Origin of the sequence: uncultured Corynebacterium sp., assembly GCF_902489365.1 — a bacterium.
Lineage (GTDB): Bacteria > Actinomycetota > Actinomycetes > Mycobacteriales > Mycobacteriaceae > Corynebacterium.
This window is the reverse complement of record NZ_CABTZR010000046.1, coordinates 1-18,008: the sequence shown is the minus strand read 5'-3', so window position 1 is coordinate 18,008 and position 18,008 is coordinate 1. Positions and strand designations below refer to the sequence as shown.

Annotated in this window: 16 protein-coding genes; 8 read left to right on the top strand and 8 right to left on the bottom strand. The window is 62.0% G+C overall.

Translation table 11 applies throughout. From position 1 onward, the window contains the following. Both RDN59_RS07975 and RDN59_RS07970 read left to right on the top strand, forming a co-directional pair. Positions 1–1,563 (top strand): choice-of-anchor I family protein (locus RDN59_RS07975; RefSeq protein WP_308607372.1); only part of this gene is annotated, 1,563 nt, incomplete at its 5' end. Between the two features lie 108 nt (positions 1,564–1,671). Further along, positions 1,672–2,265, top strand: coding sequence for a hypothetical protein (locus RDN59_RS07970; RefSeq protein ID WP_308607371.1), 594 nt, complete (start codon positions 1,672–1,674; stop codon positions 2,263–2,265). A gap of 113 nt (positions 2,266–2,378) precedes the next feature. Here RDN59_RS07970 and RDN59_RS07965 read toward each other — a convergent pair whose 3' ends face one another. Together RDN59_RS07965 and dnaE are read right to left on the bottom strand one after the other, a co-directional pair. Next, a complete protein-coding gene (locus RDN59_RS07965; RefSeq protein ID WP_308607370.1) occupies positions 2,379–3,575 on the bottom strand; it encodes a cobalamin-independent methionine synthase II family protein in 1,197 nt (398 codons plus the stop codon). Between the two features lie 112 nt (positions 3,576–3,687). Then, on the bottom strand, positions 3,688–7,263 hold the full coding sequence (gene dnaE, locus RDN59_RS07960; RefSeq protein ID WP_308607369.1) for a DNA polymerase III subunit alpha: 3,576 nt from the start codon (positions 7,261–7,263) through the stop codon (positions 3,688–3,690). 65 nt (positions 7,264–7,328) lie between these two features. On the opposite strand from dnaE, the gene rarD reads away from it, so the two are divergent. Beyond that, on the top strand, positions 7,329–8,231 hold the full coding sequence (gene rarD, locus RDN59_RS07955) for an EamA family transporter RarD (protein WP_308607368.1): 903 nt from the start codon (positions 7,329–7,331) through the stop codon (positions 8,229–8,231). Here the strand turns inward: rarD and RDN59_RS07950 are convergent. Genes RDN59_RS07950 through lspA form a run of 4 tightly spaced genes read right to left on the bottom strand, consistent with a single transcriptional unit; the run spans position 8,228 to position 10,550 of the window. Then, complete coding sequence (locus RDN59_RS07950) at positions 8,228–8,497, bottom strand: permease (protein WP_308607367.1); 270 nt, start codon at positions 8,495–8,497, stop codon at positions 8,228–8,230. The two genes, rarD and RDN59_RS07950, sit on opposite strands and share 4 nt — an antisense overlap. Before the next feature lie 18 nt (positions 8,498–8,515). Beyond that, positions 8,516–9,115, bottom strand: coding sequence for a hypothetical protein (locus tag RDN59_RS07945; RefSeq protein WP_308607366.1), 600 nt, complete (start codon positions 9,113–9,115; stop codon positions 8,516–8,518). Continuing rightward, the gene (locus tag RDN59_RS07940) at positions 9,112–10,035 is read right to left on the bottom strand and encodes an RluA family pseudouridine synthase (protein ID WP_308607365.1); all 924 of its coding nucleotides are present in this window, start codon (positions 10,033–10,035) and stop codon (positions 9,112–9,114) included. Before RDN59_RS07940 ends, RDN59_RS07945 begins: the two co-directional genes overlap by 4 nt. Beyond that, entirely contained in the window at positions 10,035–10,550 is a 516-nt protein-coding gene (lspA, locus tag RDN59_RS07935) for a signal peptidase II (protein WP_308607364.1), read from the bottom strand. Before lspA ends, RDN59_RS07940 begins: the two co-directional genes overlap by 1 nt. A 32-nt stretch (positions 10,551–10,582) precedes the next feature. Here lspA and RDN59_RS07930 point away from each other — a divergent pair, with 32 nt between their 5' ends. Further along, positions 10,583–11,530 (top strand): DUF6263 family protein, encoded by a 948-nt coding sequence (locus RDN59_RS07930; RefSeq protein WP_308607363.1) that lies wholly within the window; start codon positions 10,583–10,585, stop codon positions 11,528–11,530. Positions 11,531–11,655: 125 nt separating this feature from the next. On the opposite strand, the gene RDN59_RS07925 is transcribed toward RDN59_RS07930, so the two are convergent. After that, positions 11,656–12,276, bottom strand: a complete 621-nt coding sequence (locus RDN59_RS07925) for a hypothetical protein (protein ID WP_308607362.1) — start codon at positions 12,274–12,276, stop codon at positions 11,656–11,658. A 106-nt stretch (positions 12,277–12,382) separates the two neighbouring features. Here RDN59_RS07925 and RDN59_RS07920 point away from each other — a divergent pair, with 106 nt between their 5' ends. Further along, a complete protein-coding gene (locus RDN59_RS07920) occupies positions 12,383–13,318 on the top strand; it encodes an asparaginase (RefSeq protein WP_308607361.1) in 936 nt (311 codons plus the stop codon). On the opposite strand, the gene RDN59_RS07915 is transcribed toward RDN59_RS07920, so the two are convergent. After that, a complete protein-coding gene (locus tag RDN59_RS07915) occupies positions 13,315–14,787 on the bottom strand; it encodes a DNA polymerase IV (protein ID WP_308607360.1) in 1,473 nt (490 codons plus the stop codon). The genes RDN59_RS07920 and RDN59_RS07915 overlap by 4 nt on opposite strands. A gap of 111 nt (positions 14,788–14,898) precedes the next feature. Between RDN59_RS07915 and RDN59_RS07910 the strand changes: the two genes are divergently transcribed. The 3 genes from RDN59_RS07910 to RDN59_RS07900 form a co-directional block, all read left to right on the top strand. Further along, on the top strand, positions 14,899–15,891 hold the full coding sequence (locus RDN59_RS07910) for an ABC transporter ATP-binding protein (RefSeq protein WP_308607359.1): 993 nt from the start codon (positions 14,899–14,901) through the stop codon (positions 15,889–15,891). A gap of 32 nt (positions 15,892–15,923) precedes the next feature. Next, a complete protein-coding gene (locus RDN59_RS07905) occupies positions 15,924–17,000 on the top strand; it encodes an ABC transporter substrate-binding protein (protein WP_308607358.1) in 1,077 nt (358 codons plus the stop codon). Positions 17,001–17,034: 34 nt separating this feature from the next. Further along, a partial coding sequence (locus tag RDN59_RS07900; protein WP_308607357.1) for an ABC transporter permease subunit occupies positions 17,035–18,008 on the top strand: 974 nt, incomplete at its 3' end.

The following is an 18,008-nucleotide window of genomic DNA, read 5'->3' as shown; positions in this document are numbered from 1 at the left end:
GGCGAGGCACTGTTCTTCAATGCCGCTGCCGAGGACCTGGCAACCGCCGAGCTGGGTCGCGTGATGGTGGGCGCTTTGCCGGATAACGTCCACATCACCGCCGATGGTGGCTACGCTCTCCTGGCCAATGAGGGCGAGCCCTCGAACGAGCTCAACGCCGACGGAACCGATTACGTCACGGACCCGGAGGGTTCCGTGTCCGTAATTAAGCTGCCGAAGGACGTGGTTGCCCCGACCGAGGCGGATGCCCGCATCGCCGACTTCACTGCCTTCGACGGTCAGCCTCTACCGGAGGGCGTGCGCGTCTTCGGCCCATCCGGCCACGATTCCAAGCCCTCTATCGACTTCGAGCCGGAGTACATCACCTCCCAGGACGGCAAGGCCTACGTAACCCTGCAAGAGGCCAACGCCATCGGTGTCATTGACATCGAGTCCGCCACCGTAGAAAAGATTCTGCCCGCACACATTGCGGATCACTCGAAGGTCCCGCTGGACCCCTCGAACAAGGATGACAAGGCAGAGCTGCGCACCATCCCGGTCAAGGGCCTGTCCATGCCGGATTCCATCGGCGCTTTCACCGCCGGCGGCCAGACCTACTTCGCCACCGCGAATGAGGGCGATGCCCGCGAATGGGGTATCAAGGAAAAGGACGGCGGGTCCGGCGTCTACACCGATGAGGTGGAGCTTAAGGACCTGGTCGAGGAGGACAAGGTCTGTGAGGGTGCGCTGGGCGACGTCGACCTGGACAAGCTCGCCGACAAGAAAGAAGCCGGCAACCTAAAGCTGAGCAACGCCTCTGGCTGGAACGAAGACAAGGGCTGCTTCGACGAGCTTTATGCCTTCGGCTCCCGCTCCTTCAGCATCTACGACGCTGAGGGCAACGTTGTCTTCGACTCCGGCAGTGACTTCGAAGAGATCACGGCCAAGCTCAACGAGCCGGGCGTGTTCCACCACAACGCCAACAATGACGAAGCAGAGTTCGATGATCGCTCCGATAACAAGGGCCCCGAGCCCGAGGCTCTCACCATCGGCACCGTGGGAGATCGAACCTACGCCTTCATCGGCGCGGAGCGCGTCGGCGGCATCTTTGTCTACGACGTCACCGATCCAGCCAACTCTTCCTTCGTTACCTACGTCAACAACCGCGACTTCTCCACCGACGAGTCCGCTGCTGCCGGCGACCTTGGCCCGGAGGGCTTTACCTTCGTCGACAAGGCGGACTCCCCCAACGGCGAGTACCTGCTCATCGTCGGCAACGAGGTATCCGGAACCACGACCGTCTACTCCGTTAAGGATCTCCTGACCGGTGACAAGGACGACGAGGAGAAGCCGGACGAGAATCCGGATGAGAACCCTGGCGATGACTCGCAGGACCAGGACGACCAGAACAAGGACGGCCAGAGCTCCCGCCCGTCCACCGCGGCCATCATCGCTGGTTCTGTCATCGGTGTCATCGCCGCCCTAGCCGCTGCCGTAGGCCTGCTGCGCGCCCCGGGTATCCGTGAAACGGTCCTCGGCCTGGCTCCTGCACCGCTGCGCGAGCAGCTGGAGAAGTTCCTCTAGCCCCTACCGCGCTCCTGGGGAGGGCTGCTACATTGAGATGGGCTTGCTCCAAGCCCTCCCCCTTTTTCTCATCCCCTCGCATCCCTTCCTAAGGAGAACCCTCTGATTATGCGCCTTTCAACTTCCCTGATCGCAGTGTGCGCCACGACGATGGCCCTGGTAACGCCGCTGGCTGCAGCCGACGACGCTTCTGGTAGTGCCCAGCCCAAAAGCGGCCAGAGCTCCACTGGCGGAAGCTCGATGAACATCGGTCACACCAACACCTCCGGCCTCTCCGAGGAGTGCGCGGACGCGGTGCGCAAGGCGCGCGAAGAGCACGAAAACGCGGTGGCCGATGACACCGCGGGCTCGTCCTTCATGGGGCCGCAGGAGCTCGGACTCGGCATCCTTAACGGTTATGGTTCCTCGGGCATGCCAACAGAGCCAGACTGCGTCCAGGAAGAAAAGGACGCTGAGCTGGAGAAGGAATGGGACGAGATGCCGGACTGGGTACAGTCTGCACGCCCCAATGACACGGCCGAGGAGGTCTTTGCTTGGATCGGTGGCGCAGTTGCGTTACTCTCCGTAGGCATCAACCTGCTGGCCGCGGTCGCGCAGTCCAACCCGGCTGTTCTCAACGACCTGCGTACCTTCCTCAAGAGTCATGGTTTCTACTGGGATAACACCAAGAAGAAGGAAGAGGCTGACGCGGCTGAGGAATAAATCCCTACCGCACGATCTCAAAGGCGCGAACCAAGTGTGGTTCGCGCCTTTTTATTTCGCCCGCGGACGGACCGCGCGCTAAAGCATGTGCGCGCCCCAGCTTGAGCGGCGGGTTAGAACAGTTCCTCCGTGGCGATCTGTGCGCCTTCGACGAGGGACTCCAGCTTTGCCCACGCGATCTGGTGGTGCAGGCGTCCGCCGAGACCGCAGTCCGTCGACGCGATGACATTCTCGGGGCCCACCAGCTCGGCGAAACGGATGATGCGATCCGCCACCAGACGCGGGTGCTCCACCGCGTTTGTCGAGTGCGAAATCACGCCCGGGTAGATGACAGTGCCCTCCGGCAGCTTGTGATCCTGCCACACGCGCCACTCGTGTGCGTGGCGCGGCGAGGCGCCCTCGAAGGAGAAGCCGCCGACCTTGGCCTGCAGGATCTCTTCAATGATGTCCTCGAAAGGAATATCCGTCACGTGCGGGCCATGCCAGGAGCCCCAGCAGATGTGCAGGCGGGTCTGCTCGCGCGGGATATCCTTGATGGACTCGTTGAGGATGTCAATGCGCTCGCGCAGGAACGCCTGGAAGTCCTCTACGGTCGGTTCCGGGACCACCGAGTCCCAAGCTTCGGCCAGATCCGGGGCATCGAACTGGACTGTCAGACCGGCATCGGTAATGGCCTTGTACTCCACCTTGAGCGCCTCGCCACACGCACGCACGAGATCGGACTCACCCTCGTAGTACTTGTTGGGCAGACGTGCCGCAGCACCCGGAGACAGGGCGGCGACGAAGCCTTCGGTGCCTTCGGGGAGGGCGTCGGAAAGCAGCTTCACGTCCGCCTCGACCTGCTCCTGGCCGATGTACGTAACCGGGCCGGTGAACTCCGGGTTAGCGACCTTCTTGCGGCCGGTAAAGATACCCGAATCCGGATCGTTGTAAGCCTCGGCGAACAGTGCGCGGTCACGGCGATCCTTCATCGAGGAAAGGCGAATCTTGCCCGGCTCGGAACGGATCTTGTCACCGATTTCCCAGCGGTCCTTGTCCGTCATGGTCAGACCACCCAGGCGGGTAAAGGAATAGTTCCACCAGGCACCATAGTCCACGGCGCCAGAGGTGATGTGGCCGTATTCGCCCTCGTTAATGATGTCGATGCCGAGATCGACCTGGCGCTTGACGACGTCTGCGACCGAGCGCTCCAAAATTTCGTGGAACTTCTCATCGGAGATGGTGCCGGCAGAACGCTCGAGGTTAGCCTCCAGCAGCTCCTTGGTGCGTGGCAGTGAGCCGACGTGGGTGGTGCGGATCTTATTGACCATAGGAGGTACATCCCCTTTCAACTAGACTGTGCTGTCTAGCGTAACCCACGGGCGAAGCGCAGCCCCGCTTCGTTCTGTACTTTTATTCAGCACGCGGCCCCAGCACGTGGGCTCACCCAAGGATGCCGGCGCCCATCGTCGCCTTGAGATCGCCCATGAGGTTGCTGGAGCGCTCCACGCGCAGATGCTCTCCGAGGACCATCATGGTGGACTCTTCGCCGTCGACAAGCGTGAGGTACACGTCGGACTCACCCTTGTTGTTGACCAGGACTTGCTTGAGCCGCGCAATGTTGTCCATCGTGCACTGATCCGTGCGCATGGTCAGGCGCAGAGGCAGGCCGGCGCCGTTGCCCGGCCCCAAATCGGGAACGCGGATATCGGAGCAGAACAGGGACATGCGCTCATCGCGAATCTTCACCTGGACCTTGGCCAGGATGATGTTGTCTTCCGCAATCTGCGGGGCCACCAGCGAGTACACCTGGTTGAACACGAGGATATCCACCTGCGCGCCGTTATGGTCTTCGATGCTGACGATGGCCCAGGGCGAACCATCGCGCTTGGAAAAGCGCCTGTCGACGCCCGAAATAATGCCGCCGATCACCAGCTCTTGGCCGTTTCCGACTTCACCGTTGAGGATTTTGGTAATCGGTGTATCGGTCTGCGCGTTCAGGGCTTCTTCAAAGCCATCAAGCGGGTGGCCGGAAACATACAGGCCGAGCATCTCCCGCTCCAAGGCCAGCTCGTGTTTGCGATCCCAGTTCTCGTCCGGGATATCAATGGCGAAGGCGGAGACAGAGTCGCCCTGTTCATCACCACCGCCGAAGCCAGCGAAGAGGTCAAATTGGCCTTTGTCGGCTGCTTTCTTGGTCGTTTGCACCGAATCCACGGCGTCCTCATGGATGAGCATGAGTCCCTTGCGAGGGTGTTCCAAGGAATCGAAAGCACCGGCCTTGATGAGGGATTCGGTGACGCGCTTCGAACAGGCCGCCAACTCAATCTTGTCTAGGTAGTCGGAGAAGGACGTAAAGGCGCCTTTCTCCCGGCGGGTCTTCACGATGGAATCCACCACTTCCCCACCGACATTGCGGATAGCGCCCATGCCGAAGCGGATATCCTCGCCCACGGCCTGGAAGGTTTCTTGGGACTCATTGACGTCCGGGGAGAGCACGCGGATGCCCAGGTGGCGGCAGTCGGCCAGGTAGATAGCGGACTTATCCTTCTTGTCGCCCACCGAGGTCAGCAGCGCGGCCATATATTCCGGTGCGTAGTAGGCCTTGAGGTAGGCCGTCCAGAAGGACACCAACCCATAACCCGCGGCGTGGGACTTGTTGAACGCGTAGGAGGCGAAGGGCTCAATGGTGCCCCACAGAGCGTCCATGGCTTCCTTGGAGTAGCCATTGTCCTTCATGCCGCCCCAGAACTTGTCATACTGCTGGGCCAGGACTTCCGGCTTCTTCTTACCCATGGCTTTACGGAAGCCATCGGCCTCGCCGGCGGTGTAGTTCGCCACCTTCTGCGAGATACGCATGATCTGCTCCTGGTACACGATGAGACCGTAGGTCTCATCGAGGATCTCCTTGAGCGGCTCCTCCAACTCGGGGTGGATCGGGGTAATCTCCTTGCGCCCATTCTTGCGGTCCGCGTAATCCCAGTGGGCGTTCACACCCATCGGGCCCGGGCGGTACAGCGCCAGCGACGCCACGATATCCTTAAAGCCCGTCGGCTTCATACGCTTGAGCAGCTCCTGCATGCCGCCCGAGTCCAGCTGGAACACGCCTAGCGTATCGCCACGCGAGAGCAGGTCATAGACCTTTGAGGCATTCGGGTCGTCGGCATGGAGATCTTCTAGATGGACCTCCTCGCCGCGGTTCTTCTTGATGTTTTCCAGACAATCACCGATCACGGTGAGGTTGCGTAGGCCCAAGAAGTCCATCTTCAGCAGGCCAATGGCCTCGCAGGCCGGGTAGTCCCAGCCAGTGATGTAGGCGCCGTCGGCGGGGCGCTTCCACATCGGGATGTGGTCCATAAGCCGCACCGAGGCCATAATCACCGCACAAGCGTGCACGCCGGCCTGGCGGACCACACCCTCGAGGCCGCGGGCGGTCTCATAGATCTTCTTCACGTCCGGGTCGGTCTCAATCATCTGCCGGACCTCGGTCGCCTCCGAATAGCGCTCGTGTTCGGGGTCCATGATGCCGGCGAGCGGGATGTCCTTGGCCATGATGGCAGGCGGCAGCGCACCGTTAATGCGGTCCGCCATCTGGAAGCCGGGCTGGCCAAAGTGCACCTTGGCGGAGTCCTTAATGGCCTGCTTGGTCTTCACGGTGCCGAAGGTGATCACCTGGGCAACCTTGTCCTCGCCCCACCGCTCGGCAGCGTAGGTAATCATCTCGCCGCGGCGGCGATCATCGAAGTCGATATCGATATCCGGTGCGGAGGGACGCTCCGGGTTCAAGAATCGCTCGAAGAGCAAGCCGTGCTCGATGGGGTCAATGTTAGTAATAGTCAGCGCGTAGGCCACGAGTGCACCGGCCGCCGAACCACGGCCCGGACCGACGCGAATACCGATGGACCGCGCGTGCTTGATGAGCTCGGCCACGATGAGGAAGTAGGAGGGGTAGCCCTTCATGTCGATGACGCTGATCTCGTACTCAGCGCGGTCGATGTACTCCTGCGGCACATCCCCACCGTTGAAGCGATCCCTCAGTCCTTCCATCACCTCGTGGGTCAGCCAGGAGGTTGGGGTGTGGCCCTCGGGGACGTCGGCAATCGGCATGCGATCGTGGGTGTGCTCTTCCCAAATCGCACCGTAATCCTGCACGCGCTCCGCAATCCACAGGGTGTTATCGCAGGCCTCCGGCACCATGTGATCCCACAGCTCACGCATCTGCGCAGCAGTCTTGATGTAGTAGCCGGTGCCGTCGAACTTGAAGCGATCCGGGTCCATGAACGTCTTACCGGTCTGCACGCACAGCATGGCCTCGTGCGCCGGGGCTTGAGACTCCAGCACGTAGTGGCAGTCATTGGTCACCAACGGCGGCAAGTCCAGCTTGCGGCCGATCTCCAGCAGGCCGTCGCGCGTGCGCTTCTCGATGTCCAGCCCATGGTCCATGAGCTCCAGGAAGAAGTTGTCCTTGCCGTAGATGTCCTGCCACATGGCAGCGGCCTCGAGAGCCTCGTTGAACTGGCCCAAGCGCAGGCGGGTCTGCACGTCGCCGGAGGGGCAGCCGGTGGTCGCGATGATGCCTTCGGCGTGCTCGGCAATAAGCTCCGCGTCCATGCGCGGCCACTTGCCCAACTGACCCTCGTAGGAAGCCAGGGAGGAAAGCGTGAACAGGTTCCGTAGGCCGGTTTCATTCTCCGCCAGCATGGTCTGGTGCAGGTAAGCGCCGGAGGCGGACACGTCATCGCGTTTCTGATCCGGGGTTCCCCACAGCACGCGCTTCTTGTTGAAACGTGACTCAGGAGCCAAGTAGGCCTCGATGCCGATGATGGGCTTAATACCGGCGCTGGTCATCCGTTGATAGAAGGCATTGGAGCCATACATGTTGCCGTGGTCGGTCATACCAACCGCAGGCATACCTTGGCGGACAACCTCATCCGCCAACATGTCCACCTTGGCCATGCCATCCAGCATGGAGAATTCGGTGTGGTTGTGCAGATGGACGAAGGAGGAGTTTTTGGCCATGCGGCTCATCTTAGCGGGGACGTCAAACTTCGCCCGTAGGTCCTCGTTAAGGTACATTTTCTTAAATGTTCTACACTATTGCTGCCTATCTCATGTGGGGCTTCTTCCCAGCGTTCTTCCCGCTGCTGCGCCCCGCCAGCCCATTTGAGATTTTGGCCCACCGCATCGTGTGGACCGCCGTTCTCGTCACCGCAATGCTGCTGGTGACCGGTGGCTGGCGCGAGCTGAAAGCATTCAGCTTGCGCACCTGGGGGTGGATGTTCGCCTGCGGCGTGGCCATCACCATCAACTGGGGCACCTATGTCATCGCCATCAACAGCGATCACGTGGCCGATGCCGCACTGGGTTATTTCATCAACCCGCTGGTCTCCGTGGCCCTCGGCATTATCTTCCTCAAGGAGAAGCTGACGAAGGCGCAGGTGGCGTCGGTCAGCATCGCGTTCATCGCAGTGTTGTGGCTAACCTTCATGACCGGCCAGGCCCCCTATTATTCGCTGGCTTTGGCCTTCAGTTTCGGAATCTATGGCTTGCTCAAGAAACGCATCACGGTCTCCTCGATGGGCTCAGTGGCCGCGGAAACCTTGGTCATGCTCCCCTTCGCGCTCATATATTTGGGCTACCTCCACGCACAGGGCGAATCCACCTTCACTACCGAAGGCCCCGGGCACATCGCACTGCTGATTACCTCCGGACTCGTCACCGCCCTGCCGCTACTGTGTTTCGCCCAGGGCGCTAAGCACCTGCGCCTGTCTACGCTCGGCATGCTGCAGTACATGACCCCCATCATGCAGATGCTGTGGGCGCTGTTCGTCACCCAAGAGCACATGTCTACGGAACGCTGGATCGGCTTCGCCATCATCTGGGTAGCGGTCATCATTTACCTGGCGGACTTGGTGCGCATGGGCCGAGCTTCTCGACGCCGCGCCCGCCTCCACCCCGCAGAGAAAACAACCCCCAGCCGGGACTAGCGGCGCTTCAGCTCTTCGCGCGCTTCCCGAGCCTGGGCACGCCGGGCGGCTTCCTCGCGCGCGTTGAGCGCCCACCGCGGCATGAGGATGGCCATGGCGATGCAATAAATGGCCACCACGATGAGAATGCCGAAGGTGAGCTTGTCCGCTCCCCAGATCCCTTGCGCGATGGCGGCCCCAGAGGCGATGAACGCGCCCGCCCACATCAACAGGTAGGCAAAGCGGTAGTTCGGCGACCACTCGGAGGTGTTGGGAAACAAACGCATGTCTTCTCCTTGGCTGTTCTAGCGGTTCTCATTCTGTCCGGCGTTGGCGGGCGGGCGCACTCCGAAGGAGCCCCATGCGGCGTCAGCGGGCGCAACCTCCACGGTATCGACCCGCGGATCGTTAGCGAGGGCGCGCAGTTGACTCCCCGCGGAATACACCACGACGGCATCGACCTTCGCTGGCACTTCCTCGCCCAGGCCATTGGCTTGCTCAGCCACGCGGGCAAACACCGAATCGATGACGTCGGCGCGCTCGGCTCCTGCGACGGGTTCGGGAACGGCGATGGGGGCAGCCAATCCGATCACGATGGCATCCATCCGCTGGATCGGTTGCAGGGCCTCAGAGACGTCGTGCGGACTCAGCGGCTTATTAAAGCCCACCAGCGCATAGGCAGGTTTATCCGCCTGCGCTAGCGAGGCCTCTGCGCGCTCGCGGTATTCGGCGGCAGTCTCGGTTCCATCTGGGCCCAACTGATCTCCCTGCAACGCCGAGCGCGGCTGCGTGCCAAGGAGGCCGAAAAGGACAATCACCAGAAACGCCACCACGGCCAGCAGCACTAACGCCGCGGCGCGACGACGCCGATAGATGCGCTGGCGCGTGCTTCGCTGCGGGCTCATCCGCGCAAAACCTCCACGGCGTGCTTTAGGTCCTCGGGATAAGGTGCGGTGCATTCAAACCACTTGCCAGTACCCGGGTGGGTAAATCCGAGCTCTACCGCATGCAGCCACTGGCGGTGAAGCCCCACGCGCTTGGCCAGGTTCGGGTCGCAGCCATACATTGGATCGCCCACGCAGGGATGCCCGGTGGCGGACATGTGCACGCGGATCTGGTGCGTGCGGCCAGTCTCCAAGTGAACTTCGAGGAGGCTGGCCTCTCGGAAGGCCTCGAGCAGCGTGTAGTGCGTCACCGCCGGTTTGCCGTCATCGACGACCCCAAACTTCCAGCCCGCCGAAGGATGACGCCCAATAGGCGCGTCAATGGTGCCCACAATGGGATCGGGCAGGCCCTGGACCACGGCGTGATAGGTCTTCTTCACGGTGCGCTCGCGGAAGGCGTTCTTGAGCTGCGAGTAGGCCCGCTCACTGGCGGCCACCACCATGACGCCTGAGGTTCCTACGTCGAGGCGGTGGACGATGCCCTTGCGTTCGGTAGGTCCGGCGTCGGCAAGCGCATAGCCCGCCGCCCGCAGCCCGCCGATGACGGTCGGGCCATCCCAGCCCAAAGTCGGGTGCGCGGCCACCCCCACCGGTTTGAACACGCAGATGACATCCTCGTCCGCGTAGAGGACATCCATGCCCTCCACCAGCTCTTCTTTGGGGATGAGCGGCTCCTCCGGCGCTGGCATCATGACATCGATCCAGCCGCCAGCACTCAAGCGCTCGGACTTGCCCACGGCGGCACCATCGATTTCCACGTCTCCCGCCGCGCATAACTGGGCCACCCGGGCCCGCGAAATACCCAAGAGCTTGGCTAGCGCGGCATCCGCGCGCATGCCATCGAGGCCCTCGGGCACCGGCAACCTACGACTTTCGCGCATCAGGCTTCCCCCGCTTCCTGCTCTTGTGGCTTTTCTTTCATCTCAGCCCAGAACATCGCGCCAATGAAGACCACGACGCCACAGGTAATGGCTGCATCCGCAATGTTGAAAACAGCGAAGCTGCCCACGGAGATGTAATCCACCACGTACCCAAACCAGAACCCCGGTTCACGCACGAGGCGGTCGATGAAGTTGCCCAGGGCGCCTCCGGCGATCATCGCCAGACCTACCGCCTGCCACTTATCGTGAATGCGCGGGGCGGCGATGGCCACGCCAACGATGAAGGCCAATTGGATGGTGGTAAACAGCCACGTCGAGCCCTCTCCCCCCATGGAGAAGGCGGCGCCGGGGTTAAAGAGAAGATAGAAGCGGAACCAGTCACCGATTACCGGTAGGGCTTCGCCTTCCGTGAGGATGGACAGCATCAGTGCCTTCACGGCTTGGTCGACGGCGGCCACACCGAGCACCACCGCGACCATCACTCCGATATAACTCCTTGCTTTCACCTGTTCCATTCTAAACAGGCTCATCCGGTAATTTGGAATGCGTGTTTCGTGTGAGAGCTCTAGCAGTCCTGTCCGCCACCGTCCTGGGAGTAAGCGGCGTGCTCGCCGGCTGTTCCTATTCCCAGCCGACCAAGCCAGTCGAGGAGCCAGTGGGCCTAGCCCTCGATGCCCCGCGCGTTACCCTCTTGGAGCCCGGTGACGGCGCCGGCCGTGTCCTGGCTTATCAGGATCTCGATACTTCTCAGGAGCTGACCTACAAGGTCGCCACGGGCTTCGACCAGCAACTACGCAAGGACGGCAGCTCGGCCCCGTCACCGGAGGCTCAGGACAAGGTCACTCTTCCGCTGCGGGCCTCGGTGGAAGCCGCCACCGAGAACGTCGAAGGCCAGCTCCCGGCGAGCCGCAACGCCTTCGTCACCGTAGGCAAGCCTGAGGCTGACGGCGCGGATGTCTCCTCCGCCGAAGGCTTCCAGTTTGGGTGGCGCGGCACAGATACGGGCCAGATGAACTCGCTACGCCTAGCCGCCCCGCAGGCAGCAACCGATCAGGCCCGCAGCACCGTCGAGCGCGCCATCACCAGCCTGACCTCACTGCCCATCGTCTTCCCTGATGAAGAAATCGGCCCGGGTGCGACGTGGGTGGTGGAATCGCGCGTCACTGGCGATTCCACGCTGTTGCAAACCACGACCTATACCTTGGACAAGCTGGACGGGGATGTCGCTGAGCTCAGCGTGAAGATTGAGCAGCGGCCTTCCCTGGGCGCACTATCCTTCGACGGCGCCGACGCCCCCGAGGAGCTGCGTGGCAAGGAGCTGAAGGTTACGGACCACACGTCGACCTCGGAAGGCTCCGTTACCGTTGATCTAACCAAGCCGCTTCCCACCGCTGGCGATGTCTCCGTGACCACCGCCATTTCTTATGGTGCAGAAGGCTCTGATCTTCGCGTGGTGCAGACCAGCGCCACCGAGATGGAGTTCACCACCGACTAGCCCGCTGCGCACCGCCTTCCCCGCGCGAGATCACCGCGATGCAGCCTCCACACAAGGCAGCGCCCACCACCTGGCTGGCATGAGAACCAGTGAGTGGCGGGCGCTTAAGGTATGAAAACCCGGTTTTACTGGGCGGGAGCCTCGGCACCTTCCGCGGGGGCGTCGGCAGGCGCCTCAGCGCCGTCCTCCATGCCGGCGCCTTCCTCGGTGCCAGCGCCTTCCGGTACGGAGTCGGCACACATCTCCGGGACCTCTTCCGGCGGGACGATATTAGTGACGAGGACACAGGCCCATGTCTGGGACAGCTTCCACGTGCCACCCTCGTTGATGAACTCCACCTGGTCGGCGGTCTGCTGCTGGCCATCCGGGGTATTGATGTGGACGGTCGCGAGCGCGGAATCCGGCACGAGGCCCGGGATGACCGGGGCCACGACCTCGAAGGTGGCACCGGATTCGGCCTGGGACTGCGACATGACGTCGAAAAGCTCCGGCGCCGTCTCGCTGCCCTGGACCAGCTGCACCTTCTCTTCCTGCGGCAGGTTCGGATCGGCAGCCTTGGCCAGGATCTCGTTGAGTTCCTCCACGGAGGGCATCTCGGTGGAGACAACCTGCGAGGCGGAGGTTTCGCCCGAAGGCTTGGCGGCGGTGCTGTTCTCGGCCGCACCGTCCTCGGAAGACGAGCAGGCAGACAGGGCAGTCGCGGCGCCCAAAGCCAGGACGGCGGCGCTCAGCTTGAAGGATTTCACAAATACTCCTCACGTAGGGGATCGTGGTTTATCCCTTTTACTTTAGCGTCCGCGAACCCAGCCCTGGGTTTCCCGCGCAGGTGCGCGCCTGTAGTAGCCTGCTGGCATGACTTTTGCACTCATCGCCACCGGTGGCACCATCGCGTGCACGACGGTCCGTGACGGCTCCCTCGTCCCCACCGTTAGCGGCCAGCAGCTGGCCGCATCCCTAGGTGCCGCAGGCAGCCCTCACGACATCGAGGTGGTGGAATTCCGCGCGCTGGATTCCAGCTCGATTACGTTGGCAGACCTCGACGAGCTGTTGTTGTGCGTTCACCAACAACTCGCTCGCCCGGAGATTGATGGCGTCCTCATCACGCACGGCACCGATTCCATGGAGGAAACCGCGCTGGCGTTATCCCTCTTCGACCTCGGTGAGGGACCCATCGTGCTCACTGGCGCCCAGCGTGCCTTCGACCACCCGGCCGGCGATGGCCCGCGCAACCTGCGCGATTCCTATGAGCTCCTCTGTTCCGGAAGGCCCGGCGTGTGGGTGCAGTTCGGCGGCAAGACCATTCCCGGACGCGGCGCGCGCAAGTGGCATACTTCACAGCTCAACGGCTTTGAGGAGCTACCGGTGGGAGACTCCGCTCTGCCGCCGTTGCCGCTCTCCCCCATGGCGCAACACCCCGTTGAGATCATCGCCGCCTACCCGGGGGCCGGCGCCATGCTTGTCGACGCCTCCCTCAACCACGCCCACGGCCTCATCATCGAAGCCATGGGCTCGGGGAACATGGGCGAAGAAATGGGCGCCGGGGTGGCCCGCGCACTGCACGCAGGTGTGCCCGTGGTGATTAGCACCCGCACGCCCTACGGAGCTACCAAGCTGGCCTATGGCGGCGCAGGTGGCGGCGCCACCTTGGGCGAGATGGGTGCGGTGGCCTCCGGTGGATTCCGAGCCGGCCAAGCACGCATCATGCTCGCCGCGGCACTTGCTACCGACACACCGGTGGCAGAGATGTTTAACCCAGCACCGCCCACCGCGGCCTATACCGCGGGTTAGCCTCCTTCGCGTGGCGGTTGCGCCCCTGCGGTGCCAGTCTCGGGGTCATCGATCTCGGTGGCGTCGCCTAGCAGCGTCCCTTCCCATGCCAGTGAGTCCAATGGATCGGCCGGGCGAAGGTCTTCATCCTCAGCCCCGAAAGAGCGCACAAACCCCGGGCCCGTAGCGCGGGTTTCAAAGCGCACGCTGACCACCCCGTGGCCGGCGCCTTGAATCCAGCCGTGGCCAAACTCGGGGTGGTAGACGTCCTGGGTAGCGTGCCAGCGGCGCATCGGATCCGATCCCGCTTCTCCCAGCGATTCCGACTCTGCTCCGGGCTCCGCTTCCGTTTCCGGCGCGCCGGGAAGGTGGTCGCTGACGCCAGTCTCGTAATCCGTGTCCGGTTCCTGGCGCACAATTGCGCGGTCGAGCTCAGGAAACAACACGTCTTGGCGGGCTTCCTCCAAGCCCGAGTAGCTCACCCCCACCAGCCTGATGGGGCCGAGCTCCTCCGGGTAGCGCGCCAAGCTCAAGGCCTTAGCCTCAAGGACTTTCAGGTCATCGGTGGCATAGGGCAACGTGGCCGAGCGGGACTCGATGTGAAAATCCGCCATCCGCAGCTTCACCGTCACCGTGCGCGCGCCGCGGCCATCCTTGAGCAGGCGGGAATGTGCGCCCTGCGCCGCGCGGATTAGTGCCGCATCCACCTCCGCCGCCGTGCGCAGGTCCGTGGGGTAGGTGAACTCGGTGGAGATTTGTTTGGCAATCGCGCGTGGGGCAACCGGGCGCTCATCAATTCCCTGGGCGAGCTCCCACAGCTGCACGCCCACCACGTTGCCCAATGAGATCTCGACTTCCTTGCGGCTCATCGCCGCCAGCTGACCGATAGTCTCCACGCCAATGGCGGCGAGCTTCTGCTGGGTGACTGGGCCCGCTCCCCAGAGCTTTCCCACCGGCAGCGGGTGGATGAGCTCATCGAAGCGCTCCTGGGGAACGATGAAAGTCCCGTCCGGTTTGGCCTCCCCTGACGCGATCTTCGCGCTTTGTTTGCCTGCACCGGCGCCAATGGAGCTAGGAAGGCCCGTCTCGGCTCGAATCACTCGGCGCAGATTCTCCGACCACTCATGGACTTCGGCGGGCGTGGCTCCGACGAGTGCAGCCGGTTCCATGAAGGCCTCGTCGATGGAGAGTTGTTCGATGACCCCAGCGTGCTGCGCAATAATTCCAAATACCCGGCGCGAGGCCGCCACATACACCGCCCGGCGCGGCTGCACCACCACGGCTTTATAGCCCACGAGTTGCTGTGCGCGGAACATGGGCATAGCGGAATGAGCTCCATAGGCACGTGCCTCATAGGAGGCACCGGCGACGACGCCGCGTCCGCTCGTCCCGCCAACCAGCACCGGCCGACCGCGCAATGTGGGGCGGGTGAGCTGCTCCACCGACGCATAGAACGCGTCCATGTCGATGTGAAGAACCCAGCGTTGCATGCGCTCCAGTTTAAACACCGCGTGTCCGTCACCCATTATTCATGTTTCTTTAGAACCTTCGTAACTTTAACGCCCCCATCCGCTTACTTTACCGCCCTAACCTTTTTCGCTGTGACTTCTCAACTCTCGCCCCAACAACCTGCCTCCCAGGCCCACGTGGTCGTTACCGGCATTAAGCGCGAGTTCGCGGACAACACTGGTCTCCATGCCACTGATCTCGTCATTAACACCGGCGAGTTCATCTCCATTCTCGGTCCCTCCGGTTGTGGTAAGTCCACGCTTCTGCGCTGCATCGCAGGCCTCGAAACCCCTGATGCTGGAACCATTACCTTCTCCGATAAAAAAGTGTTCGGCCCAGACACGAACGTTCCAGTAAATAAGCGCAACCTGTCCATGGTGTTCCAGGATCTGGCGTTGTGGCCACACATGACTGTGGAGAAGAACATCGAGTTTCCCCTCACCACCGCGGGTAACAAGCTGTCTTCGTCGGAACGCGCAGAACGAGTGCGCGCCTGCATGGACATGGTCGGCATCACCCCAAAGGCACAGGCTCGCCCCAATCAGCTCTCGGGTGGCCAGCAGCAGCGCGTAGCCATAGCCCGCGCGCTTGTGTCCAACCCTCAGTTGCTACTTATGGATGAGCCTCTCTCTGCGCTCGATGCCGCTCTACGCGTCCAGATTCGTGCCGAGCTCACTGCCTTGGTCCATGACCTGGGCCTCACGGTCATCTACGTCACCCATGATCAGTCCGAGGCTCTGTCGATGTCGGACCGAGTCGTCGTCATGAAAGACGGTGTCATCGAACAGTTCGCCGATCCTGTTACCCTCTACGATTCCCCCGCCACTCCCTTCGTCGGCGGCTTCGTAGGCACCATGAACCGCCGCGCCGGGCTTCCCGACGTCCGCCCGGAAAGCCTCACCGTCCTTGGCGCGGAGGAAGACATCGGGTCTTTCCCGCACCACGTGGACGGGACCGTCCGCACTGCTCAGTACATCGGCGGGCGCTACGAGTTGCACTGCGATGTCGAAGGCGCTGACGAGCCTTGGGTGGCGTACAGCCGCTCCCGAGTCGCTCGCGGTTCGACGGTGCGTCTCGCGTACTAACCTCATTTGTTTTCTACTTTTAAGGATTCTCCATGCTGTACAAGAAGCTTTCTCTCGCCCTCGCTGCCACCGCTACTTCCGCCCTAGCTCTGGCTGGCTGCGGTTCTGTTGATTCCGCTGACTCCACCGACGCCTCCTCCGCTGACAACACCGGTGCCGAGACCACCGCCGAGGCCTGGGAAGCCCCAGAGGGCCTGTCCGGCGAGCTGGATTACTACTCCGCGAACCCGCAGGGCCTTACCGACGCCCTCGTCGAAGCCTTCGAGGAAAAGACCGATGTCAAGGTCAACGTCTTCGCCGACACCACCGGAAAGATCACCGCTAAGCTCAAGGCTGAAGAGGCTAATCCGCAGGCAGACGTGGTCTACCTGGCTTCTTGGTCCGCTGCTTCCAAGCAGGACAAGGCCGGCGCTCTAGAGGAGTACACCCCGAAAGGTGCTGACAAGATCACCGAGAGCTGGGTATCAAAGAACGGCACCTTCACCGGCCGCGATGGCTCCGCGTTGGCACTGGTAACCAACACCAACGTGGTGGACTCCGTCCCGCAGGACTGGGAGGACCTCGCTGACGAAAAGTACAAGGATCAGGTCATTATGCCGGATCCGCGCGAGTCCGGCACCGCCGCTGACCTCATTGCCGCCATGGTGGATCAGTGGGGCGAGGACAAGACCTGGGAACTCTTCGACAAGCTCTTCGACAACGGCATGATTGTCCAGGGCGCTAACGGTCCGGCCCTGGACCAGGTCACCTCCGGCTCACGAGGAATCGTCATGGGTGGTGTGGACTACTCCGCATACTCCGCTCAGGCCAAGGGCGAGCCCCTTGAGGTTGTTATCCCCTCCTCCGGCACTACCGTCACCCCGCGACCGGTCATGATCCTCAAGACCACCGACAACAAGGACGCTGCCGAGGCCTTTGTTGACTTCATGTTCTCCGATGAGGCACAGGAGATTTCTGCTTCCAAGAACATGATCCCGGCCAACACCGAGATCACCCCGAAGAACGGCCCGAAGCTGGAGGAGATTGAGACCCTCAACGAGGATCTCGATGGCATCGCCTCTTCTTCCAAGGACATCAAGGAAAAGTTCGCTGATCGCTACCTGAAGTAGCCTCTACTATCTCACCACGGAGCAACCCCACCTTATGAGCACCACTACTCGCAGCCCTCAGCGCACTCTCGGCATTTATGCAGTACTCTTCGTGCTGCTCGTGCTTGTCGCTGCACCGTTGGCATCAGTGCTCATCAGCGCCGTGGTGGGGTATCGCGATGAGCCTTCCTCTCTCCACAAAATTGTGGAACCGGGCATGGGAGAGGTGCTGCTCAATACGGTCGTCCTCTCCTTCCTCGTGGTGGTCTTTTCTACTCTGTTCGCCGCCCCGCTAGCTTTCCTGCGCGCGTGGACGTCTTTTTCTAAGGCGAACTGGATAGAAATCGCAATCATGATTCCTTTCATGACCCCGCCTTTTGCCGCAGCAATGGCGTGGATGGATTTCACCCGCCGTGGTGGAGTCTCCGAATTGCTCTTCGGGCATACCGTCGGCAAGCTCGCGCATGACGCCATTTACTCGGTTCCTGGCATGGCTTTCATCATGGCGTGCGAGCTTTTCCCCTTCCTCTATCTCATCCTGCGCAACTGCCTGAGCTCAATTCCCGCATCTTCTCTGGAAATGGCTCAAGTCGCAGGCGCCAGCCGGTGGCAACAAATTAGTCGCATCATCCTGCCCACCGTCGTGGGCCCCTATTCACTGGGCGCACTGATCATTTTCATCAAGGCTGCCGGCGAGTTTGGCACCCCGGTTACCTTGGGAAATGCCATCGGTTTTACGGTCCTCGTCTCCTCCATCTACCAAGACGTCACCATCGACCCGTTGAGCTTCTCCGATGCAGCAGCCTCCTCATCGGTGTTGTTTGCACTTGGCGTGGGTGCATGGGCCTTCCAACAATGGGTCTCGCGGCGCGACCTTACCAGTGGTGGACGTGTGTCCCGCCAAGTCTCACTCCGCATCGGCGCCGCAGGCAAGGTTCTAGGCGGCTTAGTCACTTTCCTCATCATCGCTTGCTCGGTGATCATCCCGTATATTTCCATCACCCTGGCAGCAATGACCATTCTGCGCTC

Excerpts from the sequence above, each read along its gene's own strand:
- RDN59_RS07970 (WP_308607371.1), top strand. The coding sequence starts at position 1,672 with ATGCGCCTTTCAACTTCCCTGATCGCAGTGTGCGCCACGACGATGGCC.
- RDN59_RS07965 (WP_308607370.1), bottom strand. The coding sequence starts at position 3,575 with ATGGTCAATAAGATCCGCACCACCCACGTCGGCTCACTGCCACGCACC.
- dnaE (WP_308607369.1), bottom strand. The coding sequence starts at position 7,263 with ATGGCCAAAAACTCCTCCTTCGTCCATCTGCACAACCACACCGAATTC.
- rarD (WP_308607368.1), top strand. The coding sequence starts at position 7,329 with ATGTTCTACACTATTGCTGCCTATCTCATGTGGGGCTTCTTCCCAGCG.
- RDN59_RS07950 (WP_308607367.1), bottom strand. The coding sequence starts at position 8,497 with ATGCGTTTGTTTCCCAACACCTCCGAGTGGTCGCCGAACTACCGCTTT.
- RDN59_RS07945 (WP_308607366.1), bottom strand. The coding sequence starts at position 9,115 with ATGAGCCCGCAGCGAAGCACGCGCCAGCGCATCTATCGGCGTCGTCGC.
- RDN59_RS07940 (WP_308607365.1), bottom strand. The coding sequence starts at position 10,035 with ATGCGCGAAAGTCGTAGGTTGCCGGTGCCCGAGGGCCTCGATGGCATG.
- lspA (WP_308607364.1), bottom strand. The coding sequence starts at position 10,550 with ATGGAACAGGTGAAAGCAAGGAGTTATATCGGAGTGATGGTCGCGGTG.
- RDN59_RS07920 (WP_308607361.1), top strand. The coding sequence starts at position 12,383 with ATGACTTTTGCACTCATCGCCACCGGTGGCACCATCGCGTGCACGACG.
- RDN59_RS07915 (WP_308607360.1), bottom strand. The coding sequence starts at position 14,787 with ATGCAACGCTGGGTTCTTCACATCGACATGGACGCGTTCTATGCGTCG.
- RDN59_RS07905 (WP_308607358.1), top strand. The coding sequence starts at position 15,924 with ATGCTGTACAAGAAGCTTTCTCTCGCCCTCGCTGCCACCGCTACTTCC.